Source organism: Streptomyces sp. NPDC048636 (assembly GCF_040650655.1).
Classification (GTDB): Bacteria; Actinomycetota; Actinomycetes; order Streptomycetales; family Streptomycetaceae; genus Streptomyces.
In genome coordinates this window covers 84,853-111,843 of the sequence record NZ_JBEZHR010000004.1, presented here as the reverse complement: position 1 = coordinate 111,843, position 26,991 = coordinate 84,853, and the positions used below count along the sequence as shown (strand labels likewise).

General features: G+C 70.3%; 11 protein-coding genes. 9 read left to right on the top strand and 2 right to left on the bottom strand.

The window, feature by feature from the left end; translation table 11 throughout:
* Window positions 1–14 precede the first annotated feature (14 nt).
* Both rarD and AB0C66_RS13585 read right to left on the bottom strand, forming a co-directional pair.
* On the bottom strand, window positions 15–962 hold the full coding sequence (rarD, locus tag AB0C66_RS13590; RefSeq protein WP_362436794.1) for an EamA family transporter RarD: 948 nt from the start codon (window positions 960–962) through the stop codon (window positions 15–17).
* A gap of 32 nt (window positions 963–994) precedes the next feature.
* Window positions 995–1,501 (bottom strand): hypothetical protein, encoded by a 507-nt coding sequence (locus AB0C66_RS13585; RefSeq protein WP_362436792.1) that lies wholly within the window; start codon window positions 1,499–1,501, stop codon window positions 995–997.
* Here AB0C66_RS13585 and AB0C66_RS13580 point away from each other — a divergent pair.
* The 9 genes from AB0C66_RS13580 (at window position 1,452) to AB0C66_RS13540 (ending at window position 26,982) form a co-directional block, all read left to right on the top strand.
* Window positions 1,452–2,684, top strand: coding sequence for an aminotransferase class I/II-fold pyridoxal phosphate-dependent enzyme (locus tag AB0C66_RS13580; RefSeq protein ID WP_362436790.1), 1,233 nt, complete (start codon window positions 1,452–1,454; stop codon window positions 2,682–2,684). The genes AB0C66_RS13585 and AB0C66_RS13580 overlap by 50 nt on opposite strands.
* A 25-nt stretch (window positions 2,685–2,709) precedes the next feature.
* Complete coding sequence (locus tag AB0C66_RS13575) at window positions 2,710–4,140, top strand: FAD-dependent oxidoreductase (protein ID WP_362436788.1); 1,431 nt, start codon at window positions 2,710–2,712, stop codon at window positions 4,138–4,140.
* Window positions 4,141–4,210: 70 nt separating this feature from the next.
* Entirely contained in the window at window positions 4,211–4,945 is a 735-nt protein-coding gene (locus AB0C66_RS13570) for an SDR family oxidoreductase (RefSeq protein ID WP_362436786.1), read from the top strand.
* A 55-nt stretch (window positions 4,946–5,000) separates the two neighbouring features.
* Entirely contained in the window at window positions 5,001–6,008 is a 1,008-nt protein-coding gene (locus tag AB0C66_RS13565) for a UDP-glucuronic acid decarboxylase family protein (protein ID WP_362436784.1), read from the top strand.
* On the top strand, window positions 5,995–7,167 hold the full coding sequence (locus tag AB0C66_RS13560) for an aminotransferase class I/II-fold pyridoxal phosphate-dependent enzyme (protein ID WP_362436782.1): 1,173 nt from the start codon (window positions 5,995–5,997) through the stop codon (window positions 7,165–7,167). The genes AB0C66_RS13565 and AB0C66_RS13560 overlap by 14 nt, the downstream gene beginning before the upstream one ends.
* A 34-nt stretch (window positions 7,168–7,201) precedes the next feature.
* Window positions 7,202–8,767 carry an MFS transporter gene (locus AB0C66_RS13555; protein ID WP_362436780.1) on the top strand — a complete coding sequence of 522 codons (1,566 nt, stop codon included), beginning with the start codon at window positions 7,202–7,204 and terminating at the stop codon, window positions 8,765–8,767.
* Window positions 8,768–8,833: 66 nt separating this feature from the next.
* On the top strand, window positions 8,834–9,595 hold the full coding sequence (locus AB0C66_RS13550) for an alpha/beta fold hydrolase (protein ID WP_362436778.1): 762 nt from the start codon (window positions 8,834–8,836) through the stop codon (window positions 9,593–9,595).
* Between the two features lie 240 nt (window positions 9,596–9,835).
* Window positions 9,836–16,363, top strand: a complete 6,528-nt coding sequence (locus tag AB0C66_RS13545; protein ID WP_362436776.1) for an SDR family NAD(P)-dependent oxidoreductase — start codon at window positions 9,836–9,838, stop codon at window positions 16,361–16,363.
* Window positions 16,360–26,982: an SDR family NAD(P)-dependent oxidoreductase gene (locus AB0C66_RS13540; RefSeq protein ID WP_362436774.1), complete on the top strand. Its 10,623-nt coding sequence runs from the start codon at window positions 16,360–16,362 to the stop codon at window positions 26,980–26,982. The genes AB0C66_RS13545 and AB0C66_RS13540 overlap by 4 nt, the downstream gene beginning before the upstream one ends.
* Window positions 26,983–26,991: the final 9 nt, after the last annotated feature.

Sequence of the window (26,991 nt, the reverse complement as noted above, 5' to 3'; positions counted from 1 at the left end):
GTGTGCCGCTTCCGTCACGCCCCCTGCTGTGCCCGCTTCCTCTCCTCTTCGGAGGCGGTGTGCCGGTCCTGGCGCGCGGCTCGGGACCGGGCCCGAGCGCGCAGTCCGTCCGCGGTGAGCACGGCCAGCGCCGCCCAGACGAGGCCGAAGCCGGTCCACCGGGAAGCCGGCATGGACTCATGGAACAGGGCCACGCCGATGAGGAGTTGAAGCACCGGTGTGATGTATTGCAGAAGGCCGATCGTGATGAGCGGCACCCGGCGGACGGCCGCAGCGAACGGCAGAAGAGGGGCGACGATCGCCAGGCCGCCCGACGCCAGCAGCAGTCCCTGCCAGGGCGCGTCCACGGTGAACGTACCGTGTCCGGTGGCCGCGTAGGCGGCGACGCCCACCACGGCGACGGGGGCCAGCACCAGGGTCTCGACGGTGAGCCCGACAAGGGCACCCACATCGCCGCCGACGCGGTTCTTCAGCAGCCCGTAGACACCGAAGGAACCTGCCAGGGTCAGCGCGATCCACGGCAGGCGGCCGTAGGCGACGGTGAGGACGGCCACGGCGAGGGCGCAGATGCCGACCGCCCACCACTGGGCGCGCCGCGGCCGCTCACGCAGGACGGCCACGCCGAGGGCCACCGTCACCAGCGGGTTGATGAAGTACCCCAAGGATGCCTCGACCACATGGCCAGAATTCACCGCGTAGATGTACACACCCGACGTCAGGGCCAGTGACAGGGCGGCGGCACCGAGCAGGCCCACCCGGCGCGGGGTGCGCAGGACCGGCCGCACCTGTGCGAGGCCACCGGTCACCGCCAGCACCAGGGCGCACATCGGTAGCGCCCATAGATAGCGGTGCAGGACGATCTCGACCGTGCCGGAGTCCTCGAGAAGCTTGAAGTACAGCGGGAACAGGCCCCAGATGACGTACGCACTGAAGCCGAGGATGATTCCTTGCCGCGATTGCATCGGCCCAGTCTATTTGCCGTACGTCACTGGATTCACAGGTTGTTTTTGGCCTGATAACCGATGGAGCGATGGGGGGCAAGCGGAAGGGTGTCTTCGTTTTCTCGGAAATACTTGCCGTGCCCACCGTCAGGTACGGTATGAAGGAAAGGTGCGTACGAGCGCCCCGTGAGCCGCGCTTCATGACCAAATCGGCTCGCGTCGGGACGATATCGAGCGCCTGAAAAACCGATCATGGAACGGGGGGCGTTGGCGATCGGTAACTTCACCTGCGTGGCGGCATCCTGGCCGGTCCGTCGGCCATCCGTCGGCGTTTCCCTGATCTTCCGCATTTTCTGACGATCTTCAACCGGTTTTCTACCGACGTTCCACTGACGCTTCTCTTCCCGGCCTTCCTCGACGTATTCACGATCCCTGACGTCTTCTGGGCCGAGGAATGACCGTGGTTCCGACCGCGGTTCGCCATGCTCGCCCGTCAAAGCGGAGGTTGCCGTGAAACCATCTGCCAGCGCCGCAAAGCACAGGAATACCCCGTTCGTCATCACGGAGTCGTCCGACCGATTCCGTCGGGCCGTTCAGAGCCACTTGATGCAGGTCACCATCAAGGGCCGGAACGGCAAGCATGTGCTGTTACCGGACGACCGGGATGTCGTCGAGTTCGTCAACTGCTCCTACCTCGGCCTCGATGTCCACCCGACCGTCATCGAGGCGTCGAAGTCCGTGGACGAGACCTGGGGCATGAACTTCTGCTGCGCCCGCTCCCGGTTCTCCATCGAGCCCCAGCGCGAGCTGGAGGAGGAGCTGTCGGAGCTCTACCGGGGACGGGTGATCACCTTCCCCTCGACCACGGCCGCGCATATCTCCGTCATGCCACTGCTGGCCAGCGGTGTGCTGGTGGAGGAGGGCGCCAGCCACCGGATGTGCCTGATCTTCGACCAGTTCGCGCACTCCTCCATGCAGTACCTCAAGCCCGTGGTGGCCGCGGAGGCGACGGTCGAGACCGTACGGCACAACGCGCTCGACGAGCTCGAACAGCAGGTGCTCCGGGCCCGCGAGCGCGGTGAGGTGCCGGTCTACATCGCCGACGGCATCTACTCCATGGGCGGTCTGTGCCCCGTACGGGAGCTGCTGGACCTGGCCGAGCGGCTCGACTTCTACCTCTACATCGACGACGCCCACGGTATGACCATCTTCGGCGACCGCGGCGAGGGCGTGGTACTCGGCGAGGTCGACGGCGACGCACCCGACCGGCTGATCCTCACCTACTCCCTGTCCAAGGGCTACGGCGCCTACGGCGGCGGGCTGCTCGTGGCGGGGGAGTGGCGGGAGCGGCTGATCCGCTCCTACGGCCAGATCTACGCGTTCTCCGCGGCGCAGACCTTCCAGGCGGTGCACGCCTGCCGGGCCGTGGTGGGCCTGCACCACGACGGTACGGTCAAGCGGTTGCAAGGCGTGCTCCGCGAACGCGTCACGCTCTACGACGAACTGATGGGGGAGCGGCTGCCGTTCAGCCCCATCCGCATGATCCCCATCGGCGGCGAGGAGGACGCCCTCCGGGCCGGGGAACAGCTTTTGGACGCGGGCTACTACGCCTCCGTCGTCTTCTTCCCCATCGTCCGGCGCGGCGCCGCCCAGCTGCGGGTGTGCATCGCGGCGAACCACACCCCGGACGACATCCGGGGGCTGACCGCCGCCCTGCAACGTGTCCGTACGTCCTCCGCGTGATCCGCCACCTCGACGGGAGAGTGGAATGCACCGCAGGGAAACGCACGTCGTCATCGGCGCCGGGGTGGCCGGCTGCCTCAGCGCGATCACCCGCAGCCGAGCCGGGTACCAGGTCGTGGTCCTGGAGCGGGAGCGCGCCCGCTCCGCCGGGACGTACCCGGTGTGCACCCAGACCAGCAATATCGTCAGCGAGAACCACAGCGGCGCCGAGTACCCCTTCGACCCGCAGAGCGCCCGCGACTGCCTCGACGGCCGGATCGAGAACGAGCGCTTCTTCCCCGAGCTGATCTACGGCGGCAAGACCTACAGCCGGATCATCGCCTCGCGGAGCATGATGGACGACGGCCATGACATCGTCGGCCAGTGCCGCGCCAATATGCGCGTCATCCAGGGGCACTACGCCGACCGCTGCGCACAGGACCCGGCCGACGCCGTCTTCGGCGACCCGGCGGACATCTGCCGGGAGATACCGACCGTACCGGGTGTGCGCGATGTGGCCGCCGCCTTCCTCACCCCGCAGCGGGGTATGAACCCGGTGCTCGTCTCCGCCGTGCTGGACTGGGAGCTCAGGAGCGGCGGGGTGGACTTCCGCGAGGGCGCCACGGTGACCTCGGTGACCCCTCTCGCCGACGGCCGGTACGAGGTGGCCTACCGCGCCGCCGACGGCACCCCGGAGACCGTGGTCGCGGACCAGGTCAGCCTGTGCGCGGCCACCGCGGCCTTCGGCATGGCGAAGCGGCTGAACCCGTCGATCACGTTCCCCAAGCTGTTCCTGGCCCTGCGCGAGATCCTCTATGTGGACCTCCCGGACGGCACCGACAAGAACTTCACCTGTCTGAAGCTGGAGGACTCCTACGGCGGGATGCTCAGCCCGCTCAACGAAGGCTGCGCGATGATCTACCACCCGCCCGCGGCCCACATCATGAACGTGGTGATGGACCCGGAGAGCTGCGACTTCCCCGAGGAGTACACCCGCTACCTGGCCGAAGGCCATCCGGAGAAGGAGAAGCGGGCCGCGTGGACGCTCGACCGGCTCCGTGAGTTCTATCCCGAGCTGCGGCGCTCGACGATCCTCGGCACCTACCTCAAGGTGGCGATCAACACGGTCTCGGACTCACGGGTGCGCCGGAACATGGGCGTGTTCCCGGTACGGTCCGGCTGCACGATGAGTGTTCTGCCCAAGTGGACCATGTGCGCGGTGAACGCCAGGAAGGAAGTGACACTCGCCCTGGAACACTCCGTCGCCTCCGGCCGTCTCGACGCGGACGAGGCGCGCGAGCTGGCCGGACACGCCATGCGGCGGTGTCTGGACCCACTCCCCGACTGGGCGCGGGACCCCGGGAGCACCACCGCCCGCGCGGCCGCGCACGCGGTCAATATGAACGTTCCCCAGGTGCTCGCCCAGCGCTTCGCGCCGGGGCACACCGCGGCCACCCCCACCCGAGGGACCGTCTGACGCGTTCCCCCGACGGACAGCCGAAAGACAGACCAGCCGAGAGACGGACCAGCCGAGAAGGGACCCATTGGTGTCAGCCAAGACCATCGTCATCACCGGAGCCGGTATGGGCATCGGGGCCGAGACGGCCCGGCACCTCGCCCCGGGCAACCGACTGCTGCTGCACTACCACTCCTCCACCGAAACCGCCCTGGCCCTCCAGGCGGAGCTGAAATCGCAGTGCGCGAGCGTGGACGTGGTCGCGGCGGATCTGACCACCGACGAGGGCTGTCTGAGCCTGTTCCGCACCATCAGCACGCAGTTCGACGCCCTGGACGTGCTGGTGAACAACGCGGGCGGCATGATCGAGCGGCAGTCGGTCGAGGATCTGAACTGGCGCCATCTCGCCGACACCTTCGCGCTCAACACCTTCTCGGCCATGCGGCTCACGGGGCTGTGCACCGGGCTCCTCCGGAGCGGCACCAACCCGTGCGTGGTGAACGTGACCTCCATCGCGATGCGCCACGGCGCGCCCACCGCCACCGCGTACGGGGCCTCCAAATCCGCCCTGGACGCCTTCACCCGGGGCGCGGCGAACGAGCTGGCACCGGATATCCGGGTCAACGCCGTGGCGCCGGGGATCATCGACACCCGGTTCCATGAGCGGGTCACCTCCCCGGAGAAGATGCGGCAGTTCATCGGCAGCACCCCGCTGAAGCGGGCCGGCACCGTCGCCGATGTCGCCCGCACCATCACCTTCCTCATCGACAACGAATTCCTGACCGGCGAGACGGTCGACTGCAACGGCGGGCTGTCGATGCGCTGACAGCCGGTCCCGGCTCAAGCCCCCCAGGGGGCCGTCACGAGAGGGGCTCACCCCCATGACGTCCAAGCGCGTTCTCGTCACCGGTGGTGCCGGATTCATCGGATCCCACCTGTGCGAGCGATTACTCGACGAGGGCCATGACGTCCTGTGCATGGACAACCTCTTCACCGGACAACGACGCAATATCGAGCATTTGCTGGGCCACCACCGCTTCGAGTTCGAACGGCACGATGTCAACGAGCCGTTCGTCGTCGAGGCCGACCGCATCTTCCACCTCGCCTGCCCGGCATCGCCCGTGCACTACCAGCGCAATCCGGTGCGTACCATCCGCACCTGCGTCCAGGGCACGCTGCACGCCCTGGAGGCGGCCCGCGAGGTCGGCGCACGGCTGTTCATCGCCTCCACCTCCGAGGTCTACGGCGACCCCGCCGTACATCCGCAGCCGGAGGACTACTGGGGCCATGTGAACCCCATCGGGATCCGTGCCTGCTACGACGAGGGCAAGCGCTGTGCCGAGGCCCTGGCGATCAGCTATGCGCTCCAGTACGGCGTCCAGGTGCGCATCGCCCGGATCTTCAACACCTACGGTCCGCGGATGCACGAGAACGACGGCAGGGTGGTGTCCAACTTCATCGTGCAGGCGCTGCGCGGCGAGCCCCTCACCCTCTACGGGGACGGCCGCCAGACCCGGTCCTTCTGCTATGTGGACGATCTCGTGGAGGCGGCCGTCCGCTTCATGGAGGCGGACACCGACGCCACCCCGCTGAACCTGGGCAATCCCCAGGAGTCGACCATCGAGCGGATCGCACAGCTCATCAAGGAGCTGAGCGACTCCCGCTCCGAGACGGTCCGCCGGCCGCTGCCCCAGGACGATCCGACCCGCCGCTGCCCGGACATCTCCCGGGCCGGTGAACTCCTCGGCTGGGAACCCAAGGTGGGGCTGGCGGAGGGGCTGCTCCGCACGATCGGGGATTTCGTACGGCGGCTCTCCATACCCGAGCAGAGCCCGGACGCCCCGGACGCCCGGGACGAACTCGAAGGGAAGCCCCATGCCGCGGTATGAGGCACGGCGACTGCGCGGACTCGCCCAGTCCGACATCCGGCGCATGAGCCGGGAGAGCGACCGGGCGGGCGCCATCAACCTCGGCCAGGGCATCTGCGACCTGCCCACCCCGCCCGAGGTCGCCGAGGCCGCGAAGGCCGCCATCGACGCCGCCAGAAGCGTCTACTCCTACCCGGAGGGCGATGTCGCGCTGCGCGAGGCCATCGCCGCCAAACTCGCCCGGGACAACGGCATCCAGGCCCGGCCGGACACCGAGATCGTGGTCACGGTGGGCGCCACCGGCGCGTACACGGCGGCCATCAACGCCCTGCTCGACCCGGGCGACGGCATTCTGCTGATGGAGCCCTACTACGGCTACCACCTCAACGCCGCGGTGGTGGCCGGGCTCGAACCGCACTGCCTCACCCTGGAGCCGCCCGGGTTCACCGTCACCGAGGACGCGCTGCGGGCGGCGCTGCGCCCCCACACCCGCGCCCTCGTGGTCTGCACCCCGGCGAACCCCAGCGGCAAGATGTTCGGCCGGGCGGAGCTGGAGGCGATCGCCCGGGTCGCCCATGAACGCGATCTGCTGGTGATCACCGATGAGATCTACGAGTACATCCGCTTCGACGGCCGCCCGCATCTCTCCCCGTGCACCGTGGGCGGCCTCTGGCCGCGCACGGTCACCATCATGGGGCTGTCGAAGACCTTCAGCATCACCGGATGGCGTATGGGGTACGCGGTCGCGCCCGCACCGCTGGCCCGCGCCATCACCCTCGTCAACGACCTCTACTACGTCTGCGCCCCCACCCCGCTGCAACATGGGGTGACCGCCGGATTCGCCCTGCCCGCCGACTACTTCGCCGGACTCGCCACGGACTACCGGCGCAAGCGCGAGCGGCTGTGCGGGGCGCTGACGGCGGCGGGTACCCGGCCCATCGTGCCCCAGGGCGCCTACTACGTCCTCGCCGACGTTTCCGACTGGGGCTTCGCCACCGCGCGGGAGGCGGCCACGGAGCTCGTCGAGCGCGGCAAGGTGGCCTCCGTACCGGGCGGCGCCTTCTACCGGGGCGCGGCCGGTGACCAGTTGCTGCGCTTCTGCTTCGCCAAGGACGACGACGTCCTCGACACGGCCTGCGAGCGTATCCGCCGCTTTGAACCCACCCCCGCACTGATGTGACCTCAGTCACATTCGATACGGAAATCCGTCCTGGGTGTATCCGGGGCGGGTGGGCCCGGATCTGTCATCCGGAGAAGGGGTCAGTCAGCAGCATGAGGGTGGGAAGATAACCGTGACCGTTGAACGAAATCCGTGGCACGTTCTAGGCGCGCTGCTTGTCGGATTCTCCCTCATTTTGCTGGACATGAGCGTGGTGGCGGTCGCCAACCCCGCCATCATGGAGTCACTCGAGGCCGATGTCTCCGAAGTCGTCTGGGTGACCAGCGCGTATCTGCTCACCTACGCGGCGCCGCTGCTGTTCACCGGACGGCTGGGCGACCGCTTCGGCCCGAAGAACGTCTACCTGGTCGGCCTGGTGGTGTTCACGCTCGCCTCGCTGTGGTGCGGTGTCGCGGGAAGCATCGACATGCTGATCGCCGCACGCGCCGTGCAGGGCCTCGGGGCCGCGCTGATGACACCCCAGACCATGGCGGTGGTCACCCGGATCTTCCCCGCGGACAAGCGCGGCGCGGCGATGGGCGCGTGGGGCGGCTCCGCGGGGGTCGCGCTGCTGGTGGGCCCGGTCATCGGCGGTCTGCTGGTGGACTCCGCCGGCTGGGAGTGGATCTTCCTGATCAATGTGCCGATCGGTGTGCTGGCCTTCGTCCTCGCGTGGAAGATGGTGCCGGCGCTGGAGACCAGGCCCCATAAGTTCGACGTACCCGGCATCGTGCTGTCCTGCGGAGGTATGTTCCTGCTGGTCTTCGGCCTTCAGGAAGGCAACAACAAGGACTGGTCGGCCAGCATCTGGCTGATGATCGGCGCCGGACTGGCCGTACTGGCGATGTTCGTCGTGACACAGGCGCTCAACAAGGGTGAACCCCTGCTGATGCTGAGCCTGTTCCGTGACCGCAACTTCGCACTGGCCAATGTGGGGATCGCGGCCATGGGCGCCGCGGTGACCGCGATGACCGTACCGACCTACTTCTATCTGCAAGGTGTGCGCGGGCTCACCTCCATGGAGTCGGCGCTGATCTTCGCGCCGCTGGCGATCCTGACCGGTATCTGTGCCCCGTTCGTCGGCAAGCTGTCCGACACGATGCATCCGCGCACCTTCACCACCACCGGCTTCGTGCTGTTCGGCCTCACCATCTTCGCGTACAGCGAGCTGATGAAGCCGGACTCGCACCTGTGGATGTTCTCGGCCACGGCGGCCGTCACCGGTATCGGCAACGGCATGGTCTGGGGCCCGCTGGGCGCCATCGCCACCCGTAACCTCCCGGTCCACCAGTCCGGTGCGGGCTCGGGCGTCTACAACACCAACCGCCAGGTGGGCGCCGTGCTCGGCAGCGCCGCGGTCGGCGCGCTGTTCGTGGACCGGCTCGACGCGCATCTGCCGGGCATCGGCGGGGGCGGAGGCCATGTCGAGGGCAGCGTCACCGCGATTCCGGAGACGTTCAAGGAGCCCTACAGCACCGCCCTGAGCGAGACCGGTCTGCTGCCCATCGCCTTCCTGGTGCTGGGAGCCCTGGCCTGCACCCTGTTCATCCGCTTCCCGTCGCAGGGGACACAGAAGGACGGCGAGGGCGTCGCCATGCAGACGGCCGACGACGCCCGTTGACGTCTCGGGTCACGTGACGTCTCAGCTCCGTTGACGTCACGCGGAAAGCAACAGGGAAAGGCTGTCATGAGTACCGCAGAAGACTTCGGTCGCTGGATTCGCACACTGAGTTCCACCGACGACCCCAGGGCCAGGCTGATTCTCCTGCCGCATGCCGGAGGTTCGGCGAACTCGTACTTCCAGTTCGCCCGCGGTTTCGGTGAGCTGGATGTTCACGGGGTCCAGTACCCCGGTCGGCAGGATCGCCGCCGCGAGCCTTTCCGGGACACCATCGAGGAGTTGGCCGAGGAGATCGCCGCACTCATCGGCGAGTGGAACGACCTGCCCGTCGTTCTGATGGGGAACAGTATGGGCGCGCTGGTGGCCTTTGAGGTGGCTCACCGTATGGAGGCGAAGGGCAATGCGCCCTTGGCTCTCTTCGCCTGCGGCCGGGTGGCGCCGACCCTGCGCAAGGACGAGGGCACGCATCTCAAGGGCAATGACGCCTTTCTCCGGGAGATGGCACTGCTCGGCGGCATGGGACATGAACTCCTCCAGGACGAGGAGATTCTCGATCTCATCCTGCCTCCCATGCGCGCGGACTACCGCCTGGCGGAGACCTACTGCGCCTCGCCGGAGATACGGCTCTCGGTACCGGTCCATGTGCACATCGGAAAGGCCGACCCCAAGGTGAACGAGCCCGAGGCGGCCGAGTGGAAGCGGAGCACCACCGGGGAGTTCACCCTCGATACCCATGAGGGCGGCCACTTCTTCTTCACCGACGACGGCACCCGCCTCACGGATTCCATCAACAGGGCGCTGGACGACGCCCTGGCCGTGAACCCGTAGGGCCCTGAGAGCGGTTCGACCCGCCGCGCTGCGCTTCGGTATCCCTTCCGGAGGGCCGCGCGGCCGGGTCCGTTCGGCATGCCCGAATCCACGCCGAGACGATCCATCACAGCATCAGCGGCCCTCAAACCTCTCTCGAGAAAAATTTCTTGGAATCGCTGTATCTGGGCGAGCCACCGCGGGATCTAAACAGTCGACCACATGGTTGCCGGCAAGAGCCCGAAGGTGGGGGAAACAAGCATGGCCCTCGAGAAGCCCGACATCGTCGGAGCCCTGCGAAAGTCGCTGAAGGAGACCGAGCGCCTGCGGCGGCAGAATCAGCAGCTGCTCGACCAGGCGGGCGAGCCCCTGGCAATTGTGGGGATCAGCTGCCGCTTTCCCGGAGGGGTGACCTCGCCGGAGGAATTGTGGTCGCTGGTCGCCGAGGGACGTATGGGGTTCTCGGAGTTCCCCGAGGACCGCGGCTGGGACCTGGACAACCTCTATGACCCGGACCCGGACCACCCCGGCACCGCCTATACCCGCCACGGCGGATTCCTCGACGACATGGCCGAGTTCGACGCCGAGTTCTTCGGGATCAGCCCGCGCGAGGCGCTGGCCATGGACCCGCAGCAGCGGCTGCTGCTCGAAGGGGCCTGGGAAGCCTTCGAGGACGCGGGAATCGACCCGCTGACCCTCAAGGAGAGCGACACCGGCGTCTTCTGCGGGCTCATGTTCTCCGACTACCAGTTTGTCGCGGGCCTCAGCGACCGGCGCCCGGAGATCGAGGGCTACCTCTCCATCGCGTCGTCCCCCAGCGTGGCGTCGGGCCGTATCAGCTACACCTTCGGCTTCGAGGGCCCCGCGGTCACCGTGGACACCGTCTGCTCCTCCTCCCTCGTGGCGATCGACCTGGCCAGCAAGGCCCTGCGCGCCAGGGAGTGTTCGCTCGCCGTGGTCGGCGGGGCGACCACGCTCGCCCGGCCCAGCGCCTTCGTGGAGTTCAGCCGCCAGCGCGCGCTGTCCCCGGACGGGCGCTGCAAGGCGTACGCGGAGGCGGCGGACGGCGTCGGCTGGGCCGAGGGCATGGGCCTGCTCGTCCTGGAGCGGCTGTCCGACGCCCAGCGCAACGGCCGCCGGATCCTGGCCCTGGTGCGCGGCAGCGCCGTCAACCAGGACGGTGCGAGCAACGGCCTCACCGCGCCCAACGGCCCGTCACAGGAGCGGGTGATCCGGCAGGCGCTGTCCAGCGCCGGGCTGTCGCCGTCCGAGGTGGACGCGGTCGAGGGCCATGGCACGGGCACACCGCTGGGAGACCCGATCGAGGCCGAGGCGCTGCTGGCGACCTACGGCCAGAACCGGGAGAACGGCCCGCTCTGGCTCGGCTCGATCAAGTCGAACTTCGGCCACACCCAGGCCGCGGCCGGTGTGGCCGGTGTGATCAAGATGGTCATGGCGATGCGTCATGAGACGCTTCCGCCCACCCTGCATGTGGACGCGCCGTCCTCACACGTGGACTGGGCCTCGGGCGAGGTCGCCCTGCTGACCGAGGCCCGGCAGTGGGCCGCGGGGGAGCGGGTGCGCCGCGCCGGTGTCTCGTCGTTCGGCGTGAGCGGCACCAACGCCCATGTGATCCTCGAGGAGGCCCCGGAACCGGAAGGGGACGCGGCCGCGCCCCACCAGCCGACCGGGGAGCGCGGCACGGGGGTCCGCCCGCCGGTGCTCGTCCCGCTCTCGGCCCGTGGCGAGGCGGCGCTGCGTGAGCAGGCCGACCGGCTGCGCGCGCATATGATCGCCCGTCCCGAACTGGACCACCTGGACATCGCCTTCGCCCAGGCCACCACCCGGGCCCATCTCGAGCGCCGTGCCGTGGTCGTGGCCACCGACAGGGGCGCCCTGCTGACCGGGCTGAGCGAGCTGAGCTCGGCCGAGCCCGCCGCGAACGTGGCGGAGGGCCAGGCCACCGGTTCAGGTGTGAAGCCGGTGTTCGTGTTCCCCGGTCAGGGTGCGCAGTGGGTCGGGATGGCGGTCGAACTTCTTGACTCTTCGCCGGTGTTCGCTGCGGAGGTGGCGGCGTGTGGTGAGGCGTTGTCGGAGTTTGTGGACTGGCGTCTTGAGGATGTGCTGCGGGGTGTGCCGGGCGCGCCGTCGTGGGAGCGGGTGGATGTGGTGCAGCCCGCTCTGTTCGCGGTGATGGTGGGTTTGGCGGCGCTCTGGCGTTCGTATGGTGTGGAGCCGTCGGCGGTGGTGGGGCATTCGCAGGGTGAGATCGCGGCCGCGTATGTGGCGGGTGCGTTGTCGTTGGGTGATGCGGCGCGGATTGTGGCGTTGCGCAGTCAGTTGGTGCGGGATCGGCTTGCGGGGCTGGGCGGGATGATGTCCGTGGCGCTGCCGGTGGGGCGTGCCGCGGAGTTGATCGCGCCGTATGAGGGCCGGATCTCGGTGGCGGCGGTGAACGGTCCGGCGGCGGTGATTGTCGCCGGTGACCCGGAGGCGCTGGACGAGGTGCTGGCGGCGTGTGAGCGTGATGATGTCCGGGCGCGCCGGGTCAAGGTGGACTACGCGTCGCACTCGGCCCATGTCGAGGCCATCGAGGCCGAACTGCTGACGGCACTTGCCCCCGTGACGCCGTCCAGCGGGCGGATCCCGTTCTACTCCACGGTGACCGGCGGCTTCCTCGACACCACCACCATGGATGCCGCGTACTGGTACGCCAACCTGCGCGGCCAGGTCGGCTTCGAGCCCGCCATCCGCGCGCTCATCGACAAGGGCATGGGCTGCTTCGTCGAGGTGTCACCGCACCCGGTCCTCACGATGGCGGTGGACGAGACCGTCGAGGCGCAGGACGCGGCGGGCCGGGTGGCCGTTGTCGGCTCCCTCCGGCGCGACGAGGGCGGACTGCGCCGGTTCCTGCTCTCGCTCGGACAGGCACATGTCGCCGGGGTGCGCGTCGACTGGCAGGCCGTGTACGCGGGCAGCGGCGCGCACCGCGTGGACCTGCCCACCTACGCCTTCCAGCGCGAGCGGTTCTGGCTCACCCCCTCCGCACAGGGCGGTGATGTCGTGGCGGCCGGACAGGACCGGATGCGCCACCCGGTCCTGGCGGCGGCCGTCCAGGTGGCCGACCGCGACGAGTGGGTGTTCACCGGCCGCTTCGCCACCGGGACACAGCCGTGGGTCGGCGACCACGTGGTGCTGGGCGCGGTCATCGTGCCGGGCGCCGCACTCGTCGAACTCGTCCTCGCCGCGGCCCGCCACCTCGGCTGCGAACTCCTCGACGAGATGGTCTTCGAGGCTCCGCTGACCCTCGACGAGGGCAGCGCCCGGCACATCAGGGTCACCGTCGGCCAGCCCGGCGAGGACGGACGCCGCGAGGTCGCCATCCACTCCCTCTCCGAGACCGGGAGCGGAACCGGGACCGGGACCTCCGAGACCGGCGGCGGAGAAGAGGGCGAGCGGCAGATCGTCCGGCACGCCCGCGGCTGGCTGGCCCCCGAGGCCGGGCCCGCGGCGCCGTTCCCCGCCTCCTGGCCGCCGGTCGCGGCCGTCGAGTCCTCCGCCGACGCCCTGTACGAGCGGCTGGCCGACGCCGGGCTCGAATACGGTCCGCTGTTCCAGGGCGTGCAGTCGGTGTGGCGCAGCGGGACCGAGGTGTTCGCCGAGGTGGCCCTGCCGGAGGACACCGCCGTCGACGGATTCGCCATCCACCCCGCGCTGTTCGACTCCGCACTCCACGCCAGCATGCTGGACAAGGACCCCGGATCCGCTCCGGATCTGCCGTTCTCCTGGTCCGGAGTGCGCTTCGGACGTCCGGCGACCTCACGGGTGCGGGTACGCATCGGCGGGGCGGGCGAGTCCGCCTTCCGCGTCGACATCGCCGATGAGAACGGCGAGATGGTCCTCGCCGTCGACAGCCTCGCCGTACGCCCCGTGGACCCGGCACAGCTGACCCGCGCCCGGGGTGAGCAGAACGCGCTGTTCCAGCTGGACTGGGCGCCGATCACCGGCACCTCCTCGCAGGCCCGCGTTGTGGTCCTCGGCGACCTCGACGCGCCGGGCGAGCGCTACGCCGATCTGCCCGCCCTGGAGACCGCGCTCGCCGACGGCGCCCCCGGTGCCGACGTGGTGCTCGCCGAGATCGAGCCCGCGGCCGCCGACGACCCCGCTCACGCCGCCAACGAGGTCGCCGAGCGCACCCTCGCCCTGGCCCAGCGGTGGCTGGCCAGCGAATGGCTGGGCGAGGCCACCCTCGTGGCGGTGACCCGGCGCGCGGTCGCCGTCGGCGCCGAATCCGTGGACCTGGCCCAGTCACCGGCCTGGGGTCTGCTGCGCAGCGCGCAGACCGAGCACCCCGGACGGTTCGTCCTCGTCGACACCGACGGTGGCGAGCAGCCCGACTGGACCGCCCTGACCGGTCTGGACGAGCCGCAGCTCGCCGTGCGCGGCGGTGCCCTGCTCGCGCCCCGGCTGGCACGGCCGGTCGCCGGGCCCTCCGGTACGGCATGGCGGCTCGGCAGCACCGAGAAGGGCTCCCTGGAGAACCTCACGATCCTGCCCTCCGACGGCGCCCGCGCACTGGGCGTCGGCGAGGTCCGCGTCTCCATCCGCGCCGCCGGGCTCAACTTCCGCGATGTGCTCATCGCCCTCGGCATGTATCCCGGTGAAGCACCGCTGGGCAGCGAGGCGGCGGGCGTGGTGCTCGAGGTCGGCTCCGGGGTCACCGACCTCAAGCCGGGCGACCGGGTGTTCGGCCTGGTGATGGATGCCTTCGGCCCCGTCGCCGTCGCCGACCGCAAGACCGTCGCGGCCATGCCGGACCATCTCACCTTCGCCGAGGCGGCGGCGATCCCCGTCGTCTACCTCACCGCCTACTACGGTCTGGTCGACCTGGCCGACCTCCAGGCGGGCGAGAAGCTGCTGGTCCACGCCGCCGCCGGGGGCGTCGGCATGGCCGCCGTACAGCTGGCCCACCACTTCGGCGCCGAGGTCTTCGCCACGGCCAGCCCGGCCAAGTGGGACGCCGTACGTGCCCTGGGCGTGCCCGCGGAGCGCATCGCCAACTCCCGTGACCTGGGCTTCCGCGATGTCCTGCACGAGGCCACCGGCCCCACCGGCGTAGATGTCGTCCTGAACTCGCTGGCGGGCGAGTTCGTCGACGCCACACTCGAACTGATGCCGCGCGGCGGCCGCTTCATCGAGATGGGCAAGACCGACATCCGTGACCCGGAGGCCATCGGACAGCGGTGCGCCGGTGTGCGCTACCGCTCCTACGACCTCATGGAGGCGGGACCGGACCGCATCCAGGAGATGCTGGTCGCCATCGCCGACCTGTTCCAGCGCGGGATGCTGTCGCCCTCGCCGATCCGCGCCTGGGATGTCCGCCGCGGCCAGGAGGCGTTCCGCTTCCTGCGCGAGGGCCGTAACGTCGGCAAGGTCGTCCTGACCGTACCGGCGCCCCTGGACCCCGAGCGCACGGTGCTGATCACCGGTGGCACCGGCGGCCTCGGCGCCCTCTTCGCCAAGCACCTCGTCACCCGCCACGGCGTCCGCCACCTGCTGCTGGTCAGCAGGCGCGGCCCGGCCGCCGAGGGCGCCGCCGAACTGGTCGCCGAACTGGAAGCACTCGGCGCCCAGGCCCGGGTGGCCGCCTGCGACGTGGCCGACCGCGCACAGGTCGCCGGTCTGCTCGAATCGCTCGACCGCCCGCTCACCGCCGTGGTCCACACGGCCGGTGTGCTGGCCGACGGGGTCATCGAATCGCTGACCCCCGAGCAGATGCGGCACGTCATGCGGCCCAAGACGGACGCGGCGTGGCATCTGCACGAGCTCACCTCGCGGATGGACCTGTCGGCGTTCGTACTGTTCTCCTCCGCGGCGGGTCTGCTCGGCAACGCCGGCCAGGCCAACTACGCAGCCGCCAACGCCGCCGTGGACGCGCTCGCCGCACTCCGCCGGGCCGCCGGACTGCCCGCCCTCTCCCTGGCGTGGGGCCTGTGGTCCGACTCCACCGGGATGACCGGTGAGCTGGACGAGACCGACCTCGCCCGTATGGAGCGCACCGGTATCGGCGCCATCTCCGCGGAGCTCGGCCTGGAACTGTTCGACCAGGCCCTCGACTCCGACACCGCCCTGCTCGCCCCGGTCCGGCTGGACCCGGCCGCGCTGCGCGGCCAGGCCCGGTCCGGTCTGCTGCCCGCCCTGCTGCGCGGTCTGGTGCGGGCCCCCGCGCGCCGCGCCGACAACGCCCGCTCGCTGGAGCGGCGGCTCGCCGGAGTGCCCGAGGCCGACCGCGAGCAGGTCGTACTGGACCTGGTGCGCACCCAGGTCGCCTCGGTGCTCGGCCATGCCTCGGCCGCCGCCATCGACGCCGAACGCACCTTCAAGGAGCTCGGCTTCGACTCCCTCGCCGCGGTCGAGGTGCGCAACCGGCTCAGCCAGGTGGCGGGCATCCGCCTGCCCGCGACGCTGGTCTTCGACCACCCCACCCCGATCGAGGCGGCCCGGCTGATCCTCGGCGAGGTCGGCGGCGCCACCTCCGCACAGCGGCCCTCGCCACTCGACGAGGAGCTCCAGCGGCTCGAGGCGGTTCTGATCACCCTGTCCGAACAGGAACAGCAGCTGGCCGGTGCGGAACCGCGGCTGCGCTCCCTCAGCAACCGGCTGAAGACCCTGCTGAACGCGACCGGCGGCGGCCACGCCACCACCGAAGACACCCTCGAAGACGACCTCGACTTCGTCTCCGACAGCGAGATGTTCGACCTGATCGACAAGGAGCTCGGATCCGCATGACCGGGAAGACAGACGACGGCGCGAGCGGATCGAACGGACCGATGAGCGACGAGCAGAAGCTGCGCAGCTACCTGCGCCGGGTCACCTCCGAACTGCGCACGGCCAACCGCCGGGTGCGCGAGCTGGAACAGCGCGATGTGGAGCCCATCGCCATCGTGGGCATGAGCTGCCGCTACCCGGGCGGGGTGTCCTCGCCGGACGAGCTGTGGGAGCTGGTGGCGTCCGGGCGGGACGCGATGGGCCCGTTCCCGACCGACCGAGGCTGGGATCTGGAGGGGCTCTACGACCCCGACCCGGAGCGGCCGGGCAGCGCCTACGCGCGGGAGGGCGGGTTCGTCGACACCGTCCCCACCTTCGACGCCGACTTCTTCGGGATCAGCCCGCGCGAGGCGCTGGCCATGGACCCCACCCAGCGACTGACGCTGGAGACGGCGTGGGAGGCGCTGGAGGACGCGGGCATCGACCCGACGACGCTACGGGGCAGCGACACCGGTGTGTTCGCGGGCACCGTCTCCTCCGACTACGGCCCCTCGACACTGCCCGAGCTGGAGGGGTTCCGGGTGACCGGCACCCAGAGCAGTGTGATGTCCGGTCGCGTCGCCTACAGCCTCGGCCTCGAGGGACCTGCGGTCTCGATCGACACCGCCTGCTCGGCCTCCCTCGTGGCACTGCACCTGGCCGCGCAGGCCCTGCGCGCCGGAGAGTGCTCGCTCGCGCTCGCCGGTGGTGTCACGGTGCTTGCCGGACCCTTCCTGTTCGTCGAGTTCAGCCGGCAGCGCGGGCTGGCCCGCGACGGGCGCTGCAAGGCGTACGCGGCCTCCGCCGACGGCACCGGGTTCTCCGACGGTGTCGGTGTGGTGGTGCTGGAGCGGCTGTCGGACGCCCGTCGCAACGGCCGTCGCATCCTCGGTGTGATCCGGGGCAGCGCGGTGAACCAGGACGGTGCCAGCAACGGTCTGACGGCGCCCAACGGTCCCTCCCAGGAGCGGGTCATCCGGCAGGCCCTGGCCAGCGCCGGACTGAGCCCGCTCGAGGTCGACGCGGTCGAGGGGCACGGCACGGGCACCAAGCTCGGCGATCCCATCGAGGCCCATGCCCTGTTGGCCACCTATGGCCGGGACCGCGACGGGGATCCGTTGTGGCTGGGGTCGATCAAGTCGAACATCGGTCATACGTCCGCTGCCGCTGGTGTGGCGGGTGTGATCAAGATGGTGATGGCGATGCGGCACGGTGTGCTGCCGCCGACCCTGCACGTGGATGAGCCGTCACCGCATGTGGAGTGGGATTCCGGTCGTGTTGAGCTGCTGACCGAGGCCCGCGAGTGGCGGGTTGAGGGCCGCCCGCGCCGTGCGGGTGTCTCGTCCTTCGGTGTGAGCGGCACCAACGCGCATCTGATCCTCGAAGAGGCTCCGGTCGAGGAGCCGTCCGAGGAGGCGGAACCGGTCGAGGTGGTGCGGCCCGCCGGTGCGGTGCCGGTGGTGGTGTCCGCCCGGACGGATGAGGCGCTGCGGGCGCAGGTGGAGCGGTTGCGTTCGCACCTGGTGGCGCGGCCAGAGGTGTCCGTCGCGGATGTGGCGTTCTCGCTGGTGTCGTCGCGTGCGTTGCTGGACCGCCGGGCTGTGGTGGTGGCGGGTGACCGGGATGAGTTGCTGGCGCGGCTGACGGAGGTGTCGGCTGGTGAGGCGGCTTCGCCCGGTAAGTCGGCGTTCCTCTTCACGGGGCAGGGTTCGCAGCGTTCGGGGATGGGTCTGGAGCTGGCCGGGGTGTTCCCGGTGTTCGATCAGGCGCTGACCGAGGTGTGCGCGGAGTTGGATCCCCGTCTGGGGCGTTCGGTGCGTGAGTTGCTGGGCGCTGAGAGTGCGGTGTTGAACTCGACGGAGTTCACGCAGGTGGTGTTGTTCGCGGTTGAGGTGGCGCTGTTCCGGCTGGCGGAGTCGTTGGGGGTTCGTCCGGACTATCTGATCGGCCATTCGGTCGGTGAGATCGCCGCCGCGCATGTGGCCGGTGTGCTGTCCCTGGCGGATGCCTCCGAACTGGTGGTGGCGCGTGGTCGGTTGATGGGTGCGCTGCCGAGTGGCGGTGCGATGGTGGCGGTTCAGGCTGCTGAGGCTGAGGTGGCGGAGTCGCTGGCCGGGTTTGAGGGCCGGTTGGAGATCGCCGCCGTCAATGGCCCGCTGGCGGTGGTTGTCTCGGGTGATGAGGAGGCTGCGGAGGAGTGGTTGCCGCGGTGGGAGGGGCGTAAGACGTCTCGGCTTCGGGTGTCGCATGCGTTCCACTCGCCGCGTATGGAGCCGATGCTCGACGAGTTCCGTGCGGTGGCGGAGCGGCTTGCGTACGCGGAGCCCCGAATCCCTGTGGTCTCCAATGTGACCGGCGAGCTGGTCTCCGCGTTTGACGCGGACTACTGGGTGCGTCATGTCCGTCAGGCCGTCCGCTTCGCCGACGGTGTGCGGACCCTGTGGGAGCTGGGCGTCCGACGGTTCCTGGAGCTGGGCCCCGACGCCGTACTGACCGCGATGGCGCGTCAGTGCGTGGAGGATGACACCGAGGCCGTGTTCATTCCGGCGCTGCGGGCCAAGCACACCGAGCGGGAGACGTTCGCCGGTTTCCTCGGCCGTGCTCACACCGCCGGGGTGGAGGTGGACTGGAGCGTCTTCTACGCCGCCACCGGTGCCCAGCGTGTCGAGCTGCCCACGTACGCCTTCCAGCGGGAGCGGTTCTGGCTGACGCCGGGCAGCGCGCCGGGCGATGTCTCGGCCGCCGGGCTCATAGGCGTCGAGCACCCCGTCCTGGCCGCGGCCGTACGGGTAGGCGACCACGACGAATGGGTTCTCACCGGCCGTGTCTCCACCGAGACCCAGCCCTGGGTCGCGGAGCACCTGCTGCTCGGCACCATGGTCGTGCCCGGCACGGGGCTGGTCGAACTGGCCCTCACCGCCGGACGTCACACCGGCAGTCCGGTACTCGATGAGCTGGTGCTCGAATCGCCCCTGCTCATCCAGTCCGACATCACCCGGCAACTGCACATCACCGTCGGGGCGCCGGGCTCCGACGGCCGTCGTGACGTGGCGATCTACTCCCGGCCGGAGCACTCCACCGGCACCGCGGAGACCGAGACCATCTGCCACGCCCGCGGCACCCTCGGCACCGACAGCGCGCCCGCCGGGGCCTGGCCCGAGCAGTGGCCGCCGCAGGACACCGAACCGATGCCCGTCGACGAGCTCTACGGCCGGCTGGCCGACCTCGGCTACGACTACGGCCCGCTCTTCCACGGTGTCGAGGCCGTCTGGCGCGACGGCGACGAGACCTACGCCGAAGTGACCCTGCCCGAGGGCCACGAGGGCTTCGGTATCCACCCCGCGCTCTTCGACTCCGCGTTGCAGAGCGGTGTCATCCTGCTCACCGGGGACGACGCCGCTGCGCACCTCATGCCGTTCAGCTGGAGCGGTGTGCGGCTGCACCGGCCCGGCGCCTCGCGGCTGCGGGTTCGCTCCACCATGACCGGCGGCACCTCGCTGCGGCTGGACGCCACGGACGAGACCGGAACCCCTGTGGTGTCCGTGCGCTCGCTCGTCGTGCGCCCGGTGGAGCAGGAGCGCATCGACAGCTCGCGCGGCGACGCGCGGCAGTCGCTGTACACGGTGGACTGGACACGGATCGAGCCCGGACCGGCCACCGGGGCGCGGGAGCTGGTCCGGATCGGCGCGGGGGAGACCCACGCGGACCTCGACGCGTTGGAGCGTGCGCTCGCCGAGGGCGCCACGGCGCCGCGGGCGGTGCTCGCCACCGTGGCCACGCCCGACGGGACCACCCCCGGTTCGGTGCACGCCACCGCCGCCCGGGCGCTTGTCCTGGCACAGCGGTGGCTGGCCAGCGAGTGGCTGGGTGAGGCCAAGCTGGTGGTGGAGACCCGCGGTGCGGTCGCCGTCGACGGCGCGGCTCCCGACACGGCCCAGGCCGCGGTGTGGGGTCTGCTGCGCAGCGCCCAGTCGGAGCACCCCGGCCGGTTCGTTCTGGTCGACGTCGACGTCGACGGTGAGATGGACCGCGATGAGCCCGACTGGGTCGCGCTGCTGGGCGTGGACGAGCCGCAATTGGCCGTGCGCGGTGGCAAGGTGCTGGCACCGCGCCTCGCACGCCCCGAAGCGGCGGTCGGCCAGGCGCCCGCTCTCGACCCGGACGGGACCGTCCTGGTCACGGGTGGTACGGCCGGTCTGGGCGCGGTGTTCGCCCGGCACCTCGCGACCGCTCACGGTGTGCGCCATCTGTTGCTGCTGAGCCGTCGTGGTCCGGAGGCCGAGGGCGCCGCCGAGTTGGTGGCCGAGCTGGGGACCCTCGGCTGCCACGCGCGGGTTGCCGCGTGTGATGTGTCCGACCGGGACCAGCTGGCTGCCGCGCTCGGTTCCCTGGAGCGCCCGCTGACCGCCGTGGTACACGCGGCCGGTGTGCTGGATGACGGTGTGATCGAGGCGCTGACGCCCGAGCACATCGAGCGGGTCATGCGGCCGAAGGTGGACGCGGCATGGCATCTGCACGAGCTGACCGCCGACGCCGACGTCTCCGCGTTTGTCCTGTTCTCCTCCGTGGCCGCCCTCATCGGCAGCCCCGGCCAGGGCAACTACGCCGCCGCCAACGCCGCGCTGGACGCGCTCGCCGCGTCGCGCCGGGCCGCTGGGCTGCCCGCCACCTCACTGGCCTGGGGCCTGTGGGGCGACGTGGGCGGTATGTCGGGCGAGCTCAGCGAGGCCGATCTGGCCCGTCTGGAGCGCACCGGCGTGGGCGCGCTGTCCCAGCAGCGCGGACTCGAGCTGTTCGACCTGGCACTCGCCACCGGCGCCGCGCTCCTGGCGCCCGTCCAGCTCGACCCGGCCGCGCTGCGGGCCCAGGCCCGGTCCGGTCTGCTGCCCGCGCTGCTGCGCGGTCTGGCGCCCGTCCCCGCGCGGCGCGCCGAGACCGGTGGTTCGCTCGCCCAGCGCCTCGCCGGTGTGGCCGAGGCCGACCGGGAGCGGATCGTCCTGGACACGGTGTGCGAGCAGGTGGCGGCCGTCCTCGGCCACGCCTCCGCCGCGGCGATCGACACCGAACGGGCCTTCAAGGACATCGGCTTCGACTCGCTCAGCGCCGTCGAGCTGCGTAACCGGCTGACCCAGGCCACCGGTGTGCGGCTGCCCGCCACGCTGATCTTCGACCACCCCACTCCGACCGCCGTCGCGCGGCTGCTGCTCTCCGAGTTCGGCGGTGTCGAGGCGGCGCCGAAGCCCGCCGCCCGGACGAAGCGGGCCACCCTGGACGAGCCGCTGGCCATCGTCGGCATGAGCTGCCGGTACCCGGGCGGGGTGAGCTCGCCGGAGGAGCTGTGGGAGCTGGTGTCCCAGGGCCGTGACGCGGTGGGCGGACTGCCCACCGACCGCGGCTGGGACCAGAACATCTACGACCCCGACCCGGACCGGGCCGGGAAGATCAACACCAGTGGCGGTGCCTTCCTCGAGCGCATCGGGGAGTTCGACGCGGAGTTCTTCGGCATCAGCCCGCGCGAGGCCACCGCGATGGACCCGCAGCAGCGGCTGCTGCTGGAGGCGTCGTGGGAGGCGTTCGAGCACGCGAGCATCGACCCGACGACGCTGCGGGGCAGCGACACCGGCGTGTTCGCCGGAGTGGTGACCACCGACTACGGGGGCATGTCCTCCGGCGAGCTGGAGGGCTACCGCCTGACGGGGACCACCACCAGCGTGGTGTCCGGCCGGATCGCGTACACCCTCGGTCTCGAGGGTCCTGCGGTGTCGGTGGACACCGCGTGCTCCTCCTCCGCCGTCGCCCTGCATATGGCCGGGCAGGCGCTGCGGTCCGGTGAGTGCTCGCTCGCGCTCGTGGGCGGTGTGACCCTGCTGGCCGGTCCCTACCTCCTGACCGAGTTCAGCCGCCAGCGGGCGGTCTCGCCGGATGGGCGGTGCAAGGCGTACTCGGCATCGGCCGACGGGACCGGGTTCTCCGACGGTGTCGGTGTGGTGGTGCTGGAGCGGCTGTCGGACGCCCGTCGCAATGGCCGTCGCATCCTGGGTGTGGTCCGGGGCAGTGCGGTGAACCAGGACGGTGCGAGCAACGGTCTGACGGCGCCGAACGGTCCCTCCCAGGAGCGGGTCATCCGTCGGGCGCTTGAGAACGCCGGGCTGCGGCCGTTCGATGTGGACGCGGTCGAGGGCCATGGCACGGGCACGAAGCTGGGTGACCCGATCGAGGCGCAGGCGCTGCTGGCCACGTATGGCCGGGAGCGTGACGGGGATCCGTTGTGGCTGGGCTCGATCAAGTCCAACATCGGTCACACCTCGGCGGCTGCCGGTGTGGCGGGTGTGATCAAGATGGTGATGGCGATGCGGCACGGTGTGCTGCCGCCGACGCTGCATGTGGATGAGCCGTCACCGCATGTGGACTGGGAGTCCGGTGAGGTGCGGCTGCTGACCGAGGCGCGCGAGTGGCGCGTCGAGGGCCGTCCGCGTCGTGCGGCGGTGTCGTCGTTCGGTGTGAGCGGCACCAACGCGCACATCATCGTGGAGGAGGCTCCGGTCGAGGAGCCGGTGTCCGTTGAGCGGAGCGCGTCTGCCGTGCCGTTGCCGGTGGTGGTGTCCGCCCGGACGGATGAGGCGCTGCGGGCGCAGGTGGAGCGGCTGCGTTCGCATCTGCTGTCGCAGCCTGAGCTGTCTGTCACGGACACGGCGTTCTCGCTGGTGACCTCGCGTGCGTTGCTGGACCGCCGGGCTGTGGTGGTGGCGGGTGACCGGGATGAGTTGCTGGCGCGGCTGACCGAGGTGTCGGCCGAGTCCGGGATCGCGGGGCAGACGGCGTTCCTCTTCACGGGGCAGGGTTCGCAGCGTTCGGGGATGGGTCTGGAGCTGGCCGGGGTGTTCCCGGTGTTCGATCAGGCGCTGACCGAGGTGTGCGCGGAGTTGGATCCCCGTCTGGGGCGTTCGGTGCGTGAGTTGCTGGGCGCTGAGAGTGCGGTGTTGAACTCGACGGAGTTCACGCAGGTGGTGTTGTTCGCGGTTGAGGTGGCGCTGTTCCGGCTGGCGGAGTCGTTGGGGGTTCGTCCGGACTATCTGATCGGCCATTCGGTCGGTGAGATCGCTGCCGCGCATGTGGCGGGTGTGTTGTCGCTGGCGGATGCCGCTGAGCTGGTGGTGGCGCGTGGTCGGTTGATGGGTGCCCTTCCCACCGGCGGTGCGATGGTGGCGGTTCAGGCTGCTGAGGCTGAGGTGGCGGAGTCGCTGGCCGGGTTTGAGGGCCGGTTGGAGATCGCTGCGGTCAACGGTCCGTTGGCGGTGGTTGTCTCGGGTGATGAGGAGGCTGCGGAGGAGTGGTTGCCGCGGTGGGAGGGGCGTAAGACTTCTCGGCTTCGGGTGTCGCATGCGTTCCACTCGCCGCGTATGGAGCCGATGCTCGATGAGTTCCGTGCGGTGGCCGACAAGTTGGCGTATGCCGAGCCCCGTATCCCGGTGGTGTCGAATGTGTCCGGTGAGTTGGTGTCGGCGTTTGACGCGGACTACTGGGTGCGTCATGTCCGTGAGGCTGTCCGCTTCGCCGACGGTGTGCGGACCCTGTGGGGGCTGGGTGTCCGGCGGTTCCTGGAGCTGGGGCCCGACGCCGTTTTGACCGCGATGGCGCGTCAGTGTGTGGAGGATGACGCCGAGGCGGCGTTCCTTCCGGCGCTGCGGGCCAAGCGCACCGAGAGCGAGACGTTCGCCGGATTCCTCGGTCGCGCTCACACCGCCGGGGTGGAGGTGGACTGGAGCGCCTTCTACACCGACACCGGCGCCCAGCGCGTCGAACTGCCCACGTACGCCTTCCAGCGCGAGAACTACTGGCTCTCCCGGAAGCCCGGCGCGGGCGACGCCTCGGCCGCCGGTCTGGACCGGATGCGGCACCCGATCCTCGCAGCGGCCGTACAGGTCGGCGACCGCGACGAGTGGGTGTTCACCGGCAGCTTGTCCCAGGAGAGCCAGCCGTGGACCCGCGACCACATGGTGTTCGGCATCGTGCTGGTGCCCGGCGCCGCGATGGTCGAGATGGCGCTGACCATCGGCAGGCGACTGGGCAGCGATGTCGTGGACGAACTGGTCATCGCCGCGCCCCTGGTCCTGGAGGACGACGTCACCCGGCAGATCCGGGTGACGGTCGGCCAGGCCGCCGAGGACGGCCGCCGCGAGATCGCCTTCTTCTCCAGGATCGAGGCGGGCGAGGACGAAGCCACCGAGCTGACCTGCCACGCCCGCGGCTGGCTGTCCGCCAAGGCCGAGCCGCTGGAGGCGCTGCCCGCACCGTGGCCGCCGGCGGACGCCGAGTCCCTCGCCGTGTCCGAGCTGTACACACTGCTCAACCGGAACGCCCATCTCACCGACGTGGGCTTCGACTACGGCCCGGCCTTCCGCGCCGTGCGGTCCGCCTGGCGCCGGGGTGACGAGGTCCTGGTCGAGCTGGCGCTGCCCGAAGTGGCGGGTCCGGCCGACGGGTTCGCCATCCACCCGGCGATGTTCGACTCCGCCCTGCACGGCGGGCTCGGCATGCTGGACATGGGTGAGGACAACCCCAGCGGGCTGCCGTTCTCCTGGTCCGGTGTGCAGTTGGAGCGTTTCGGTCTCACCCGGGTCCGGGTGCGGATCACCCTGCCGGACCCGACCTCCCTGCGGCTCGACATCGCGGGCGAGGACGGTCTGCCGCTGGCCTGTCTGCGGCGGCTCGACGTACGCCCGGTGGAACAGGCGCACCTGGAAGCCGCGCGGCAGAACGGCGAACGCCACCTGTACGCGATGGAGTGGGTCCCCGCGAAGGCCGCCGCGCCGCGCCCCGTCGGAATCGCCGCGCTCGGCGAGATCGGTGGATCGGTGGATCGATTCGCCGATCTGGCCGCGCTGGAGAAGGCGTTGGCCGACGGGGTGAGCGCCCCCGAGGTGGTGCTGGCCACCGTCGGCACTCCGGACGATGCGGTCCCCGGGGCGGCCCGAGCGGCCGCCGGTGCGGCACTGGGCCTGGTACAGCGGTGGTTGGCCAGTGAGTGGCTGGGGGAGTCCCGGCTGGTCCTGGCGACCCGGGGTGCGGTATGCGTCGAGGATGAGGCACCCGCCGTCGCCCAGGCGGCCGTCTGGGGTCTGCTGCGGAGTGCCCAGTCGGAGCACCCGGGACGGTTCGTCCTGGTGGACCTCGATGGCCAGGAGCCCGACTGGGGCGCGGTGGTCGAGACGGACGAGCCGCAGCTCGCGGTGCGTGGCGGACGGCTGCTGACACCGAGGCTGTCGCGTACCGCCGCAACGGTGTCCGACCCGTCGCCGGTCTTCGAACCGGACGGCACTGTGGTGATCACCGGTGGTACGGGTGGTCTGGGTGCGGTGTTCGCTCGTCACCTGGCGACGGCTCACGGTGTGCGGCATGTGTTGTTGCTGAGTCGTCGTGGTCCGGAGGCCGAGGGTGCCGCCGAGTTGGTGGCGGAGCTGGCGGCTCTGGACTGCCGTGCGCATGTCGTCGCGTGTGATGTGTCCGATCGGGAGCAGCTGGTCGCCGCGCTGGGTTCGGTGGAGCGTCCGCTGACCGCGGTCGTACACACCGCCGGTGTGCTGGACGACGCTGTGATCGAGTCGCTGTCGCCGGAGCAGGTGGAGCGGGTGATGCGGCCGAAGGTGGATGCGGCGTGGCATCTGCATGAGTTGACCGCCGACGCCGATCTCTCCGCGTTTGTGTTGTTCTCTTCGGTGGCCGCGTTGATCGGCAGTCCGGGGCAGGGTAACTACGCTGCGGCGAACGCGGCTCTGGACGCGTTGGCGGCGTCCCGGCGTGCGGTGGGGTTGCCCGCCACGTCGTTGGCGTGGGGTCTGTGGTCGGAGGCCGCGGGTATGGCGGCGCAGTTGGGTCAGGGGGAGCTGGCCCGGCTGGAGCGTATGGGTGCCAAGGCACTGACCACCGAGTTGGGTCTCGGCCTCTTCGACGAGGCCCTCACCTCGGACGTCGCACTGCTGGTGCCGGTCCAGTTGGACACGGCGGTGCTGCGCGCCCAGGCCAGGACGGGAGCGATCCCCGCCGTACTGCGCGGGCTGGCACCTGTCCCGGCCCGGCGCGTGGACACCACGACGGTGTCCCTGCGCGACCAGCTTGCCGGTGTCGCGATGGAGGACCGGGAGCAGATCATCCTGGATATGGTCCGCGGTCAGGTGGCGGCCGTACTCGGCCACGCCTCGGCCGCCGCGATCGAGCCCGAACGCGCCTTCCAGGAGATCGGTTTCGACTCGCTCGGCGCCGTCGACCTGCGTAACCGGCTGACCCAGGCCACCGGGGCGCGCCTGCCCGCCACGCTGGTGTTCGACTACCCCACACCCGCGGAGATCGCGCGTCTGCTGCTCGCCGAGTTCGGCGGCGTGGCGGTCGCCGAACCACCCATCCACAAGGAACTGAAGAAGCTGGAAGACATGCTCGCCACGGTCGCCGAGGACGACCGGCGCCAGGTGGCCGAGCGGCTGCGCCGCCTGCTGTCCGTCGTCGCGGACGACGGCGAGGCGGAGAGCACGGCCGAGCGCATCGAAGCGGCCACAACGATGGACGAGGTCTTCCAAATGATCGACGCCGAGTTCGGCGAAGCGTGAGGGGCGCGG